The sequence below is a fragment of the Streptococcus saliviloxodontae genome (genome assembly GCF_016908655.1).
GTDB lineage: Bacteria > Bacillota > Bacilli > Lactobacillales > Streptococcaceae > Streptococcus > Streptococcus saliviloxodontae.
This window is the reverse complement of record NZ_JAFBEI010000046.1, coordinates 1-15080: the sequence shown is the minus strand read 5'-3', so window position 1 is coordinate 15080 and position 15080 is coordinate 1. Positions and strand designations below refer to the sequence as shown.

The 15080-nt window shown below is 40.4% G+C and carries 11 protein-coding genes; 9 read left to right on the top strand and 2 right to left on the bottom strand.

All coding sequences use genetic code 11. The features are described from left to right. The first annotated feature begins 120 nt into the window (after positions 1 to 120). Entirely contained in the window at positions 121 to 3963 is a 3843-nt protein-coding gene (locus JOC31_RS10155; protein WP_420825477.1) for an LPXTG cell wall anchor domain-containing protein, read from the top strand. A 256-nt stretch (positions 3964 to 4219) separates the two neighbouring features. On the opposite strand, the gene JOC31_RS09025 is transcribed toward JOC31_RS10155, so the two are convergent. Continuing rightward, positions 4220 to 5113, bottom strand: coding sequence for a cation diffusion facilitator family transporter (locus JOC31_RS09025; protein WP_205017833.1), 894 nt, complete (start codon positions 5111 to 5113; stop codon positions 4220 to 4222). 126 nt (positions 5114 to 5239) lie between these two features. On the opposite strand from JOC31_RS09025, the gene JOC31_RS09020 reads away from it, so the two are divergent. The 3 genes from JOC31_RS09020 (at position 5240) to JOC31_RS09010 (ending at position 7108) form a co-directional block, all read left to right on the top strand. Then, a complete protein-coding gene (locus JOC31_RS09020; RefSeq protein ID WP_205017832.1) occupies positions 5240 to 5782 on the top strand; it encodes a TetR/AcrR family transcriptional regulator in 543 nt (180 codons plus the stop codon). A gap of 61 nt (positions 5783 to 5843) precedes the next feature. Further along, a complete protein-coding gene (locus JOC31_RS09015; protein ID WP_205017831.1) occupies positions 5844 to 6110 on the top strand; it encodes a zinc ribbon domain-containing protein in 267 nt (88 codons plus the stop codon). Positions 6111 to 6613: 503 nt separating this feature from the next. After that, complete coding sequence (locus tag JOC31_RS09010) at positions 6614 to 7108, top strand: YkgJ family cysteine cluster protein (RefSeq protein WP_205017830.1); 495 nt, start codon at positions 6614 to 6616, stop codon at positions 7106 to 7108. Positions 7109 to 7622: 514 nt separating this feature from the next. On the opposite strand, the gene JOC31_RS09005 is transcribed toward JOC31_RS09010, so the two are convergent. Beyond that, on the bottom strand, positions 7623 to 8174 hold the full coding sequence (locus JOC31_RS09005) for a TetR/AcrR family transcriptional regulator (protein WP_205017829.1): 552 nt from the start codon (positions 8172 to 8174) through the stop codon (positions 7623 to 7625). Between the two features lie 77 nt (positions 8175 to 8251). Between JOC31_RS09005 and JOC31_RS09000 the strand changes: the two genes are divergently transcribed. The 5 genes from JOC31_RS09000 to uvrC all read left to right on the top strand — a co-directional run bounded on the left by JOC31_RS09000 (position 8252) and on the right by uvrC (position 14768). Beyond that, positions 8252 to 9340, top strand: a complete 1089-nt coding sequence (locus JOC31_RS09000) for an alpha/beta hydrolase (protein WP_205017828.1) — start codon at positions 8252 to 8254, stop codon at positions 9338 to 9340. Positions 9341 to 9503: 163 nt separating this feature from the next. Further along, a complete protein-coding gene (locus tag JOC31_RS08995; RefSeq protein ID WP_205017827.1) occupies positions 9504 to 10664 on the top strand; it encodes an alpha/beta hydrolase in 1161 nt (386 codons plus the stop codon). Between the two features lie 299 nt (positions 10665 to 10963). Further along, positions 10964 to 11983, top strand: coding sequence for an alpha/beta hydrolase (locus JOC31_RS08990; protein ID WP_205017826.1), 1020 nt, complete (start codon positions 10964 to 10966; stop codon positions 11981 to 11983). A 237-nt stretch (positions 11984 to 12220) separates the two neighbouring features. After that, complete coding sequence (gene pynA, locus JOC31_RS08985; protein WP_205017825.1) at positions 12221 to 12913, top strand: pyrimidine 5'-nucleotidase PynA; 693 nt, start codon at positions 12221 to 12223, stop codon at positions 12911 to 12913. 70 nt (positions 12914 to 12983) lie between these two features. Next, positions 12984 to 14768, top strand: a complete 1785-nt coding sequence (uvrC, locus tag JOC31_RS08980) for an excinuclease ABC subunit UvrC (RefSeq protein ID WP_205017824.1) — start codon at positions 12984 to 12986, stop codon at positions 14766 to 14768. Positions 14769 to 15080 lie beyond the last annotated feature (312 nt).

Below are 15080 nucleotides of genomic sequence, written 5' to 3'. Positions count from 1 at the left end.
TTAAGCGAATCCGTGTCAGAATCGCTAAGCGAATCGGTTTCCGAGTCAACAAGTGAATCGATATCCGAATCACTGAGCGAGTCAGTCTCCGAGTCATTGAGTGAATCCGTGTCAGAATCGATGAGCGAGTCCGTCTCAGAGTCCACAAGTGAATCCGTGTCAGAATCGATGAGCGAGTCCGTTTCCGAATCCTTGAGTGATTCAGTCTCCGAGTCGACAAGTGAATCGGTTTCCGAGTCCTTAAGCGAGTCAGTGTCCGAGTCATTGAGTGAATCCGTGTCAGAATCGTTAAGTGAGTCCATTTCCGAATCCCTGAGCGAGTCAGATTCCGAGTCCACAAGCGAATCGGTCTCAGAATCGTTAAGTGAATCCATTTCCGAATCTACAAGTGAATCGGTGTCTGAATCCTTGAGCGAGTCCGTTTCAGAGTCCTTGAGCGAGTCAATATCTGAGTCCTTGAGCGAATCCGTCTCAGAATCGTTAAGCGAATCCGTTTCAGAATCGCTAAGTGAATCGGTCTCCGAATCGCTAAGTGAATCGGTCTCAGAGTCCACAAGTGAATCTGTTTCAGAATCATTAAGCGAGTCAATTTCCGAGTCATTGAGCGAATCAGTTTCTGAGTCAACAAGTGAATCGGTTTCCGAGTCCTTGAGCGAGTCAGTCTCCGAGTCATTAAGTGAATCCGTCTCCGAATCGATGAGCGAGTCAGTGTCCGAGTCGACAAGTGAATCCGTTTCCGAATCGCTAAGTGAATCAGTTTCCGAGTCAACCAGCGAATCCGTCTCAGAATCGTTAAGTGAATCCATTTCCGAATCGATGAGCGAGTCAGTGTCCGAGTCGTTAAGTGAGTCCGTCTCAGAATCGTTAAGCGAATCAGTTTCCGAGTCCACAAACGAGTCAATTTCTGAATCGATGAGCGACTCTGTTTCCGAGTCGTTAAGTGAGTCCTTGTCTGAGTCAACCAGCGAATCTGTCTCGGAGTCCTTGAGTGAGTCGGTTTCAGAATCGATGAGCGAATCCGTCTCAGAATCGTTGAGCGAATCGGTTTCCGAGTCTCTAAGTGAGTCAATCTCAGAATCGTTAAGTGAGTCCATTTCCGAGTCATTAAGCGAATCCGTTTCAGAATCACTGAGCGACTCAGTGTCAGAGTCATTGAGTGAATCAGTTTCCGAGTCCACAAGCGAGTCAATCTCAGAATCGCTAAGTGAATCCATTTCCGAGTCCACAAGTGAGTCCATTTCAGAATCGTTGAGTGACTCCGTTTTCGAGTCAACAAGTGAATCCGTCTCAGAATCGTTAAGCGAATCAGTGTCTGAATCCCTAAGTGAATCAGTCTCCGAGTCGTTGAGCGAGTCCGTTTCAGAATCGCTAAGTGAATCCATTTCCGAGTCCACAAGTGAGTCCATTTCAGAATCGTTGAGTGACTCCGTTTCAGAATCGTTAAGTGAGTCAATCTCAGAATCGCTAAGCGAATCGGTTTCCGAGTCCCTAAGCGAGTCCATCTCAGAATCGTTGAGCGAGTCCGTCTCAGAGTCCTTGAGTGAGTCAGTGTCTGAATCCTTAAGTGAATCCGTCTCAGAATCGTTGAGCGAGTCGGTCTCCGAGTCCCTGAGCGAATCATTATCAGAATCCCTAAGCGAGTTGGTTTCCGAGTCATTAAGCGAGTCAATTTCAGAGTCAATTAGCGAATCGGTTTCCGAATCCTTGAGTGAATCAGTTTCCGAATCGTTAAGTGAGTCCGTCTCTGAGTCGTTGAGCGAGTCCGTTTCAGAATCGCTAAGTGAATCCATTTCCGAGTCGACAAGTGAGTCCATTTCCGAATCGTTGAGTGACTCCGTCTCAGAATCTCTGAGTGAATCGGTCTCAGAATCGTTGAGTGAGTCAGTTTCAGAGTCGACAAGTGAATCGGTTTCAAAATCGTTAAGTGAGTCAGTTTCCGAGTCCTTGAGCGAGTCAGTGTCAGAGTCCTTGAGTGAGTCCGTCTCCGAATCCTTAAGTGAATCAATCTCAGAATCCCTAAGCGAGTCTGTCTCCGAGTCCACAAGTGAATCTGTTTCAGAATCGTTGAGCGAGTCAGTGTCAGAGTCGTTAAGTGAATCAATCTCAGAATCGTTGAGCGAGTCGGTCTCTGAATCCCTAAGCGAATCAGTGTCTGAATCTCTAATTGAATCCATTTCCGAATCCTTGAGCGAGTCCGTTTCCGAATCGTTAAGTGAGTCAGTTTCAGAGTCAACCAGTGAGTCCATTTCCGAATCGTTAAGCGAGTCAGTCTCCGAGTCATTGAGTGAATCAATTTCCGAATCCCTAAGCGACTCTGTTTCCGAGTCTACAAGTGAATCCGTATCTGAGTCAACAAGTGAATCAGTGTCTGAATCAACCAGTAAATCGGTCTCAGAATCCTTGAGTGAGTCCATTTCAGAGTCCACAAGTGAATCGTTTTCCGAGTCCTTGAGCGAGTCAGTATCCGAGTCAACTAGTGAATCAATCTCAGAATCGCTAAGCGAGTCCGTCTCAGAATCATTAAGCGAGTCGGTTTCCGAGTCAACCAGCGAGTCTGTCTCAGAATCCCTCAGCGAATCCGTTTCTGAGTCAACAAGTGAGTCAGTGTCAGAGTCATTGAGTGAATCAGTTTCCGAGTCCACAAGCGAGTCAATCTCAGAATCGCTAAGCGAGTCAATTTCAGAATCCACAAGTGAATCCTTGTCCGAGTTCCTGAGCGAATCGGTCTCAGAATCGCTAAGTGAATCGGTTTCAGAATCCACAAGTGAGTCAGTGTCTGAATCAACCAGTAAATCGGTCTCAGAATCCTTGAGTGAGTCCATTTCAGAGTCCACAAGTGAATCCTTATCCGAGTCTCTAAGCGAATCCGTCTCGGAGTCCTTGAGTGAGTCCATTTCAGAGTCAACCAGCGAATCCGTCTCGGAGTCCTTGAGTGAGTCAGTGTCAGAGTCATTAAGCGAATCCGTCTCCGAATCGTTGAGCGAGTCCATTTCAGAATCCCTCAGCGAATCCGTTTCTGAGTCCACAAGCGAATCCGTCTCGGAGTCCTTGAGCGAGTCAGTATCCGAGTCAACTAGTGAATCAATCTCAGAATCGTTAAGCGAATCCGTCTCAGAATCATTAAGCGAGTCGGTTTCCGAGTCAACCAGCGAATCCGTCTCAGAATCCTTGAGTGAGTCCGTCTCAGAATCGCTAAGTGAGTCCATTTCAGAATCATTAAGCGAGTCGGTTTCCGAGTCAACCAGCGAATCAGTGTCAGAATCGCTAAGTGAATCCATTTCCGAGTCAACAAGTGACTCCGTCTCCGAGTCACAAAGCGAATCCGTCTCAGAATCCCTCAGCGAGTCAGTGTCAGAGTCATTGAGTGAATCCGTTTCAGAATCGTTAAGTGAGTCCGTCTCAGAATCGATGAGCGAGTCAATTTCCGAATCGTTAAGCGAATCGGTCTCCGAATTCCTAAGTGAATCCGTATCTGAGTCAACCAGCGAGTCAACTTCAGAATCGTTGAGCGAATCCGTTTCAGAATCATTAAGCGACTCAGTCTCCGAATCGCTAAGCGAATCGTTATCAGAATCGATGAGTGACTCCGTTTCCGAGTCCTTAAGTGAGTCAGTATCTGAGTCAATAAGTGAATCGTTATCAGAATCGATGAGCGAGTCAGTATCTGAGTCAACCAGCGAGTCCGCCTCAGAGTCATTGAGTGAATCAATATCAGAATCGCTAAGCGAATCGGTTTCCGAGTCCACAAGTGAATCAGTGTCAGAATCGCTAAGTGAATCCATTTCCGAGTCAGAATCGGGAAGTCTAAGTCGATACGTGTCAACAAGTGCTGAATCGACTGCTAAGTCAGAAAAACGATTGCCAAGTACTGGTGAGGAGACTTCAAACATAGCAAGTCTGACTGGTCTAGGTCTACTTTTTGCGAGTCTCTTTAGTCGTAGACGAAAAAAAGATGATCAGTAAGACCGAAGTTCGATTGTTTTTTAGGATATACAAGAGCAAAAGCCTCATCCAAAGTGAAGGGGCTTTTGCTTTTCAAAGGGAGGTTAGGGGAGTTATCCAAAAGTCAGAGAGGTCAGCCCAATTGAATTTTGCTATCCATTTTTCTTAGGGACTAAAAGGAGGCAAAATCGCTTATCAGAATCCATTGATATTGTAACTGTCAGAACTATGACTATAACTTAAAAAGGTCAATCGCCAGGACTAGGCGATTGACCTTTTAGTGTTTGTGATAGCTTGCTGCCTGTTTTGGAGAGGAGTAGTTGATGCAGCACTCTTGGTGTTCGTCTTTGGAAGAATCCAATTCGATAGTGACATTTTCGATCTGATGATCTATTAAGACCTGTCTTAGTTTTGTCTTGCAGTCTTCAGGGTTTTCGGCTGGATTGATGCAGACATGTAGGGTGGCATTGTTAGTTAAGCCATCCATAGACCAGATGTTGAATTGGTTGACGGTAGAAATTTCCTCTAGCTCAAGCAATTCATTTGTCAGCTCAGCCAAGTCAATCTCATCAGGAACAGCATCTAGAAAAATCTTGAGATTAGACCAGAAACGAGGCAGGGCTTTTGACAGAATGAAAAATGAAATCATGAGTGAGAGAAGAGGATCTAGGAAGTACCAGTCCGTGAAATTAAGGATGATGGCAACGATGATAACAGCGAGCCATCCAAGAATGTCTTCTAAAAAATGTAAACTAAGTATGGCTTCGTTTCGTGTTTTTCCATGACTGACGACAAGTGAGGCGAGGATATTGATCAGTATGGCAACGATTCCTAGAACAAACATCCCTTTATAGTTGACAGGCTCTGGGTGAAAGAGTTTGCTAATATTTTCAAAAATAACCCAAGTAGACCCTGTCATTAAGATACCAGCAGTAATCATGGCCCCAAGTAAGCTAAAACGTTTGTAACCTAAGCTAAATGTCTGATCGGCTTTTTTATGGGCGACTCTCTCTAAAAAAGCAGAAAGCCCGATGGCTGTAGCATCACCGAGATCGTGAACAGCATCAGCCAGTATAGCGCTAGATTTAAAAGCAGTTCCAAAGAACAGTTCAATAATAGCAAAGCAAAAATTTAGCACAAAGGCAATCAAAGTAGAGGTTCTGGCACCCATAAGGTTTTCTCCTTTTGTTATAATAGTAGTATTCTTAAACTTATTATCGCTGATAACAGCATGGAAAGGAAGAAGCAACAACGATCTCTTTGTTCGTTTTTGAACAAATTGTTTCATTTGTACGGTATGAAAAGACAAGACAGACGTATTAACAAAACAAAAAAAGCTATCTATAAGGCCTTTCTTTTATTATTGAATGAAAAAGGTTACGATAAGATGACAGTGCAAGAAATCATTGATCAGGCAGATGTCGGTCGTTCGACCTTCTATGCTCACTATGAGAGCAAGGATTTTCTATTGGAAGAACTTTGCCAGGACTTGTTCCATCACCTGTTTAACAAAAACCAAGAAATGACACTAGAAGGTTACTTAGCGCACCTTTTTGGTCATTTTAAGACCAATCAAGATAAGGTTGCGAGTCTTCTTCTGAGCAAGAATGATTATTTTTATCGTATGCTAATAGCAGAGCTCAAGCATGACGTTTGTCCTCGCATTTTTGACGGTATGGATGAGAAGAGAAAGCAGTTGTCTCATCCTTATCTTGAACAGATGATTTGTACAGTCTTTATCGAAAGCCTGATCTGGTGGCTGCGTGAGGGTAGTCATTTGACTGAAGAGGAAATGGTCAAGCAAATGCTCACTTATTGTGGTGTTCAAGAGGAGACCTAATCTAATCTTTTTTCTATTTTTTGTTATAATAGATTGAATAGTTATTAGTAAAGGAAGAATAATGAAAACGATTTGTCAATCCTGTGCCATGCCACTTCAAGGAAAACAAGGAGATATGCGTGGCAGTGAAAAAGATGGTCAACCATCTGAAACCTATTGCCTACTCTGTTATCAAGGCGGTGCTTTTACGCAACCAAACTGTAGTTATGAGGCGATGTTGGCACGTGGACGTGAAGGCATCTCCCAAGGACCAGGGAATCCCCTTCAAAAATGGTTGCTAAAGGCAACCTACCCTATCTTGCTCAAAAAGGTTAACCGTTGGAAGTAGTCATTCTTTATTTGCTTGTATCAGCGACTTATTAAGATTTTATGCTTTTGTTAGAAGAGTAGGAGTGACAAGATGATAACTTTTATCGACTTCACTTTTGCTAAACAAAAGTCAGATATACTAGCATAACAGTAGTTGCTAGCTTTCATGAATCCCAAAAGCAGAGCAATCGCTTTTATTAAAAATTGGGTTTTAAAAAGTAGCGGTTTTCTATAACTTTGTGCACCGAGCAATCCTTGTCAGTTATTGCTCACGACAAACGCATGAAAGATTTTTAGAGTGAAACTAAAGCTTTCTGCAATTCAAAGTTCAGGTATTTCAAAAAAATCTAAAATACTTTGAACGTCTTACTATAGGAATAATAGTAAAAGTATCTATTTTAAACTGTACTATAATTCGGAAATAACTGTTTCATGCGTTTGTCGTGGTTATTGCTAATGAGTCTTTGATAACTTAGGCGGGTATGATATAATAAATGGATACTAAGCGATAGAAAGTAAATCATGACACACGAAATTGACATCGAAAAATACCATCAATTAGCCCTTCAAAAGCAAAAGGAACACCGCAAATTTTTAGCAGGTCTCAAGAAAAAAGCTCCTAAGAATCTGGATAAAATTGCTCTTCAGGTTCATGAAGAAGTTTTTCAAGAGATTGACTGCACTGCCTGTGCCAATTGTTGCAAGACCCTAGGACCCGATTTCAAAGAAGCAGATATTGTTCGGATTGCGAAATATTTTAAGATGAAATTGCCAGCCTTTGAGGCGGAATTTTTGGAAGTAGATGAAGATGGTGATAAGGTCTTCAAGTCTATGCCATGTCCTTTCCTAGGAGGAGATAACCTCTGCTCAATCTATGACGTGAGACCCAAGGCTTGCCGGGAATTTCCCCATACAGACCGCAAAAAAGTCTATCAGATTAATCACCTAACCATCAAAAATACCCTTACCTGTCCAGCGGCTTATCTCTTTGTTGAGAAATTGCAGGATAGGCTATAAACAAAAAAACTCAAAATCAATAAGATTTGAGTTTTTTTATCGTATGAAAAGTGACAATAGCCAGATAATGAGGAAATGTAGAGTAGCAAAAATTTTTCCTTCCTCTCTTTGGATTAATCAGACAAGAAGAAGTTTGATATAGAAATAAAAATGTTCCCATATTTTTATGCTAATGAACTACGATCTTAGAATATAACTTCCCCATTTTTAATCACTCTTATGGTATAATGACTAGGAACTTTAATTATAAATATAGATGAATATGATTATTTCTAGAAAGAAAACTCTCCACTATGTATACATTTCTACTATTCGAAATTAGTAGAAGTTAAGTGATACAAATAAAAGATTAAAACTCCCTGAAATCATATGGTTTCAAGGGCTTTTTGTATTTTATGGAACTATTTAATCTTAGAGGTAGTGACTGTCATTTAATAGCAGATTGGAAATATTTGCTGGATATCTGTAATCGTTTGGATTGTTTCAAATCGTTAAATAATTGTTATCAACCCTATCAAATTTCACGCATTCTGAGCCATACTTCTAGTTCTTCTGCGGATTCGGTCATTCCTCGTTTTATCCATTCCTGGATCCACCCATAAATTCCATAAAGAGAAAAGGACTCTAAATAGGCAGCGAAATTATCGGATTTTTCCGAAGGTATGAGAACAATTTTGAGTTGGGGAATCATTAATTGCAATAACTCTCTCTCAAATAGTAACTTGTAAAAATCTTCATGCTCTTTGATGTGACCGAATAAGCTAGCCAATTGCAAGTCATTTCGACCATTATCCTTGAGATCGGTTTCAAAAGCGAGATGATTTTCCTCGTTCCATTTGTGGAGAAGATGAGAAATGTGCTCTTCCAAAATCGCTTCCATATTTGGATAATTACGGTAAAAAGATACCCGACTAATTTGTGATTCTCTAGAGAGTTCACTGATGGTGATTTCTTGAAGTGGCTTGTCTTTTAAAAGTTTTAATAGTGCATTAGTCAGCGATTTTTTGGCAAAAGTTTGCTTTTCTTGATTGTTCATGATGTTACAGATACCCTCTTTTTGTTTCATTTTAGCTTATTTGCGTTATTCTCATTGCTATCATACCAAATTGATGTTACATTTGTAAAGTCTTGAAGGAGGAAATCATGAAACGATGGAAAAAAATACTTATTGGTTTGGTTATTACAATCTCTTTACTTGGAGGAATTGGATATCTAGGTTTACAGGTGATGATGAAATCTGTTGGCATGGCAGGTGGTGACGTTGCAGATTATGACAAACGTATTGGGATTTGGGATTCTGTTGCTGGAAATAGTAAGAAATCAAAACTTGATGACATGGCGATTAAATCTCCCAATGCGAATTTTATCTTGTCAACATTTCAATTTTTGCAAGGAATTGTAGGAAAAGATTACCAAGATAATGAAGAAAAAATCGATACCTTTACCTACCTCTTTGAAATCAAACAGGGCTTTGAAAAGGAAACTTACGAAGATGCGCCTTACCTTATTCCTTATTTGCAAGAAAATAGTAGGGGAGCTGTGATTGTTATTCCTGGCGGTGGATTTGGATACAAGTCCATGGATGGTTCAACAAGTGAAGGAAAAGATATTGCAATGGAACTCAATAAAGCTGGTTATTCAGCCTTTGTGCTTCATTATCGCTCTAATCCCTATGAGTATCCTATTCCACAGATAGATGTACAAAGGGCTGTCCGTTTTTTGAGATATCATGCAGAGGATTATCAGATTTCCCCTGATAAAATTGGTTTAATTGGATTTTCTGCAGGTGGAAATCAGGTCGGGACTTATATTAACATGATTATGGGAAAAGATCTTTTTCCTCATGACTATCAAAAGGATGACATTGATGCAGTGGATGACAACGTTATTGCTCCAGCCATGATCTATCCCGCATTATCCTATAAGAATAATGTTCCGATGCTTTTTGCCATGTTTAATGATGAGGAAGTGCGTGATGAGAGAAAAAGGGAAGATTTACTCGAACTGACTGACTTGAAAAATCACTTGAATCCTAAAGCCAAACAACAATTCATCGCCTATGGAGATGATGATCAAATGGTTGGATTGAAAGAAACTGAGGACTACATAAAAACTGCCAGAGAAAATGGTATAGATGTTACAGATGTCCTTGTTAAAGGTGGACAACATGGCTTTGCTTACGACAATTATGGTAAAGACTATATCAAATGGTTGAATGATGAGATGCAATAAGTTGAAAAAGACGGTAAGGATACTGTCTTTTTTGCTATCTATTTGCGTCCTTACAGTTTCAGGGACTTTGTTTCATTTTTGATTTTTAGGCAATATTTATTGCGATAACAAACAAAAGGTGTTACATTTGTAAAGTCGAAAATGAATAAAAAGGAGAAGAAAGATGATATTAAAAAAACTATTAAAAGGAATAGCACTTGTTATATCAGTATTAATGTTGATCATTAGTTTAGGTGTTTTAGGCAAAGATGAATGGTTAGTCACACAAATAGCAACCATATTTTATCCAATGATGTTTTCATGGGTATTTATCATTTCACTTTTGACTTTAGTAATCGGTATATATAAGTTGGCTAAAGAAAAATGGAATCTGAAAGCATTAAGTAAAATGAGTATTGCGTTTCTTTTAATGTCATCAACTAGTCTTAGTGCTACAAGTATTGAGTTTGTACATTATAGAAATGCTATCGTAAAAAATGGAGCAAATATTAATCTTCTATCCAGCATGGATGCTGTTGGTAAAAAAGGAATTCCTGATGAAAAAATGGTTTATGCGACAAAAGAAAGAGAAGAGTTAAGCATCTCTATTTACAAGCCAAAACAAGAAAATTTAACAGAACTAAGACCAGTTTATGTCTATGTTCATGGTGGTGGATGGTCTAGCAGTGATTCAGAAAGCAATGCCAATTATCATCAAATGATGAAAGAGGAAGGTTATGTTTCTTTTAGTATCAATTATCGTTTAGCAACTGATGATAGACCAACTTGGGATAAGCAAATTGAAGACGTAAATGATGCTATGAAATGGATTTACGAGAATGCAAAGAATTATGGAGGTGATCCAGAGAGAATATTTCTATCTGGGGAATCAGCTGGGGGTAATTTAGCATTAGTTTATGGCGGCAGAGTATCTGAAGGAAGCCTAGATGGACCAATGCCAAAAGCTTTAACCGTTATCTATCCTGCTATAGACTTGAAATGGACTTCTGAAAATGCAAGATTTATGACACCATCCTATATTCCCGGAATTGTTGAAAGATATATAGGAGGTAGTCTAGAGAAATATCCTGAACGAGTAAAAGCAGTCAACCCATTAACTTTTGTCAATAAAAATCTTCCACCGGTATTAATTATACACGGACAAAAAGATACGATGGTGACAATTAATGGTTCAAGGGATTATATAAATGAACTTAATAAATTAGGTGTCAAGAATCAATTAGCAGAAATCCCATATAGTAATCATGGAACATCAGCTAGAGTGAATTTTGATATTACCATGAATTTCCTAAAAGATATTAAAGGGATGAGAATTGAAAAATAGAGATAGTGTCATATGCATGATGAGTAGTTTGGAAATCAACTGTAATAGATATTGCATGATATTTGTAAAGACAAAAGGATAAAAAATTTTTTAACTGTAATATTCTTGAGTGCATTTGTTTGAAAAAGTTTAATCAGCGCTTCACTTGCCTGAATTTCGATATTTTGTTTTTTCATGAGACATATTGTCTTATTTGTATTGTTTACAATTTTCACTTGAGACACTTGTCTCACGCTGTGAGTCATTTATAATAAGTATAAGTATTTGAAAAGAGAAAATACCTATGAAAGGAAATTGTAATGAAGAAAACAAAAAAATATGTAGTTTATTCATTTGTAATATTGCTATGTTTAGGTGTAGTGGGTTATGGATTAGTAACCAATCATCCACAAATAGCTGTTGGAATAATTCAAAAGATAATATATCAAGATAAAAGTCCGAACACATTTGAACCGCTATATACTCCTGTTGACGGTATAAAAGAAAATGGTCAATATCTGAAAAGTGACATTCGCTATAGTAATGACTATCCAAACAGTTTTTTAGATGTTATCTACCCGGACAATAACGTTGATATGAAACGACCAACAGTTTTTTATTTTCATGGTGGTGGTTTTTTTGGAGGCAGTAAAAACATGGGAGATCCTTTAGTTGCGAATGGTTCCACATATCTAATAGATGATATCGTTTCTAAAGGGTATAATGTTGTAAATGTTGATTATGCTTTTGTTCCGGAATATCATTTTCCGACCCCGCTTATCCAAATGAATGCAGCGATTTCTTATATGATTGATCATGCTAAAGAATATCATCTTGATATGAATAATGTTGTTTTAATGGGGTCATCTGCAGGTGCGATTATGGTTGCACAATATGGGAGTATCGTTTCAAATTCTGAATATGCAAAAAGATTAGATATCACACCAAAAATTGTAAAAGAAAATATCAAAGCTTTGGTAATTGATGATGCGCCTCTTGAATACGAAAAACTTTCACTTGCTGCTAAATTGTTGGTAGGTAATTATGTTTCAGAAACAATTTATCTTACTCAAGAAGAGATTACAGATTACAATCCAATTTTACATGTTACAACGGATTACCCACCAAGCTTTTTATTAGGAAGCGAATATAGAAAAGATATGGTGAGTTTGCACGACGCATTGGAACGTGTAGGTGTCGTGAATAAAATTGTCGATCCTTTTGCGGAAAAAGGCATCACGAAGTCGCATGGTTTTATCTCCAATCTAAGAAAAGATGATATATCACAAGATGCCTTTCAAAGACTTATTACCTTTTTAGAAGAAAAGACAAAGGAGTAGGTGATAACTTTTAAAGAATTACCAAACAAGTGACAACAATTAATTATTTTTTTAAGAATAGCATCACGTCAAGCGGAAAATATAATTTATAACTGGCTATTATCACATTAAGAGAAAATAAGCTCCAATAAGAGAGCATAGAGTAAAGTTTCTTTCAACAATATGGTATAATGGGGTAAATTTTGAAATGAATTCAATCGTTAAATAAAGCACCCCCCTAGAAAGGAAAAGCCTACATTGTATTACAAATTTCTACTCTTCGACCTAGATCACACCTTACTTGATTTTGATGCTGCTGAGGCGATTGCTCTGACCTGTCTGCTGGAGGAGGCTGGGGTGACGGCGATTGAGGCTTACAAGGACTACTATGTTCCCATGAACAAGGCGCTCTGGGAGGATTTAGCTCAAGGACGTATCAGCAAGTCTGAACTGCTCAACACGCGCTTTGCTAAACTATTTGCTCATTTTGGTCAGACGGTTGATGGTATCTATTTTGCCCAGCGTTATCAGCACTACCTCAGCCAGCAGGGACAGACTTATGCAGAAGCTCGTGATTTCCTCGCTCAGCTATCGTCCCAAAACTATCGTCTTTTTGCGGCGACTAACGGTGTGCCCTTTATCCAAAAAGGGCGTCTGGCTCAGTCGGACATCGCTGACTTCTTTGAACAGGTTTTTATCTCAGATGAGATTGGCGCCCAAAAGCCTCAGTTAGCTTTTTTTGAAAAAATCGCAGAGCAGGTAGCCGATTTTGACCCTAGCTGCGCCTTGATGATTGGCGATAGCCTGTCATCCGACATCCAAGGTGGCAATAATGCTGGTATCGACACCGTCTGGTTCAATCCCAAGGGACTTGAAAACAAGAGTGGAGCTGTGCCTACTCACATGGTCAGTTCTTACCAAGAACTCCTAGACTTACTTCAAAATACCTAATTCTGTAAACCAGAAATGCTAGTAGCTTTTTAGCTTTAGTCTTTCTGGCTTTTTTGATAGAATAAAAGACATGAATCAACTGATAAAACACAAATTAGAACTGCTGCCAGATAGCCCAGGATGCTATCTGCACAAGGATAAAAATGGTACCATTATCTATGTCGGTAAGGCGAAAAATCTCAAAAATCGTGTGCGGTCTTACTTTCGAGGGAGTCACGATACCAAGACAGAGCTTTTGGTATCTGAGATTGAGGATTTTGAGTTTATTGTCACCGAGTCTAACATCGAGGCCCTGCTCTTGGAAATCAACCTTATCCAAGAAAATATGCCTAAGTACAATATCAAGCTCAAGGACGATTCTTCCTATCCTTTTATTAAAATCACCAAGGAACTTTACCCAAGGCTTTTGATTACTCGTCAAGTCAAGAAAGACGGAGCAGCTTACTTTGGTCCCTATCCAGAGTCTGGGGCTGCCAATGACATCAAGAAACTGCTTGACCGCATTTTTCCCTTTAAAAAATGCACCAATCCCGCCAACAAGGTCTGTTTTTACTATCATCTAGGGCAATGCAATGCTCACACCATCTGCCATACGACCCAGGACTACTGGGCAGGCTTGACGATGGATGTTAAACAGTTCCTTAATGGTCAGGACGATAAAATTGTCAATCAACTGCGTGACAAGATGCAGGAGATGAGCGACAGCATGGAGTTTGAACGAGCTGCTGAGTATCGAGACTTGATTTCAGCGGTAGCGACGCTTCGTACCAAACAACGTGTCATGAGCCAAGACATGCAGGACAGGGATATCTTTGGCTACTATGTCGACAAGGGCTGGATGTGCGTGCAGGTCTTCTTTGTCCGTCAGGGAAAACTTATTCAGAGGGATGTCAATCTCTTTCCTTACTACAATGAGGCTGAAGAGGACTTCTTGACCTACCTGGGGCAATTTTACCGTGATAGCAAGCACCTTATGCCAGCAGAGGTCTTTATTCCGTCTGATATCGATCAAGCTTCTGTGGAAGCCTTGGTGGACAGTAAGGTCGTCAAACCGCAACGTGGTGAGAAGAAGCAACTGGTTGCTTTGGCTACTAAAAATGCCCGCGTCAGCCTTGAACAAAAGTTTGATCTTTTAGAAAAAGACCTCCACAAAACCCAAGGTGCCATTGAAAATCTCGGTCAGCTCATGGGCATTCCGACGCCGGTTCGTATCGAAGCTTTCGACAACTCCAATATCATGGGGACCAGCCCTGTGTCGGCTATGGTTGTCTTTGAAAATGGGAAACCAAGCAAAAAAGACTACCGCAAGTATAAGATTCAGACTGTTGAGGGACCTGATGACTATGCCAGCATGCGTGAGGTTATTCGCAGGCGATACAGCAGGGTCAAGCGTGACGGACTGGTGACACCAGACCTGATCATCATCGACGGTGGACAGGGGCAGGTCAATATTGCCAAAGACGTTCTGAAAAATGAACTCAACATGGTCATTCCAGTGGCAGGCCTGCAGAAGAACGACAAGCACCAGACGCACGAGCTCCTCTTTGGCGACCCTTTGGAAGTCATTGACCTCCCTCGCAATTCGCAGGAGTTCTTCCTCCTGCACCGTATACAGGACGAGGTTCACCGCTTTGCCATTACCTTTCATAGACAGGTCAGAAGCAAGAACAGCTTTTCATCCCAGCTGGACGGAATCGCTGGTCTTGGCCCCAAACGCAAGCAGGCTCTGCTCAAACACTACAAGTCCATCCCAGCCATCCAAAAAGCGACCGTCGAGGACATGCAGGCACTGGGCATCCCAGAAAAAGTTGCCCAAGCTGTCTTAGATAAGCTGATAGAAGAAAGCAAGGGATAAATTAGAAAGAAGCGCCAGCAAAAAGTGAGCGCAAGCGAGACAAACCCAAACGTTACCGCCGTAGCAAGAAAGCAATCATCACAATGTGATGATTGCTGAGGGGATTTCTGAGACCTTAGGCTCAGAAATTAGCTATGGAACGACGCAGTAGGTCGCTGGCGTCCCTGCTACCTAAGCTAACGTTTAAAAAAGAAAGCCTCCCACCTAAGGAAATTATCAACACGACAAACGCATGAAGAAAATATCGTTTTCAGAAATTAATTTCATAAACTAGATAAACGACCTCCGGTATAATAGTAGTGGAGGTCGTTG

Bases quoted from the DNA above. Each gene is read 5' to 3' on its own strand.
- JOC31_RS09020 (WP_205017832.1), top strand. From the start codon at position 5,240: ATGAAAAGACAAGACAGACGTATTAACAAAACAAAAAAAGCTATCTAT.
- JOC31_RS09010 (WP_205017830.1), top strand. From the start codon at position 6,614: ATGACACACGAAATTGACATCGAAAAATACCATCAATTAGCCCTTCAA.
- JOC31_RS09000 (WP_205017828.1), top strand. From the start codon at position 8,252: ATGAAACGATGGAAAAAAATACTTATTGGTTTGGTTATTACAATCTCT.
- uvrC (WP_205017824.1), top strand. From the start codon at position 12,984: ATGAATCAACTGATAAAACACAAATTAGAACTGCTGCCAGATAGCCCA.
- JOC31_RS08990 (WP_205017826.1), top strand. From the start codon at position 10,964: ATGAAGAAAACAAAAAAATATGTAGTTTATTCATTTGTAATATTGCTA.
- JOC31_RS09005 (WP_205017829.1), bottom strand. From the start codon at position 8,174: ATGAAACAAAAAGAGGGTATCTGTAACATCATGAACAATCAAGAAAAG.
- JOC31_RS08995 (WP_205017827.1), top strand. From the start codon at position 9,504: ATGATATTAAAAAAACTATTAAAAGGAATAGCACTTGTTATATCAGTA.
- JOC31_RS09015 (WP_205017831.1), top strand. From the start codon at position 5,844: ATGAAAACGATTTGTCAATCCTGTGCCATGCCACTTCAAGGAAAACAA.
- JOC31_RS09025 (WP_205017833.1), bottom strand. From the start codon at position 5,113: ATGGGTGCCAGAACCTCTACTTTGATTGCCTTTGTGCTAAATTTTTGC.
- JOC31_RS10155 (WP_420825477.1), top strand. From the start codon at position 121: ATGAGCGAGTCCGTCTCAGAGTCCACAAGTGAATCCGTGTCAGAATCG.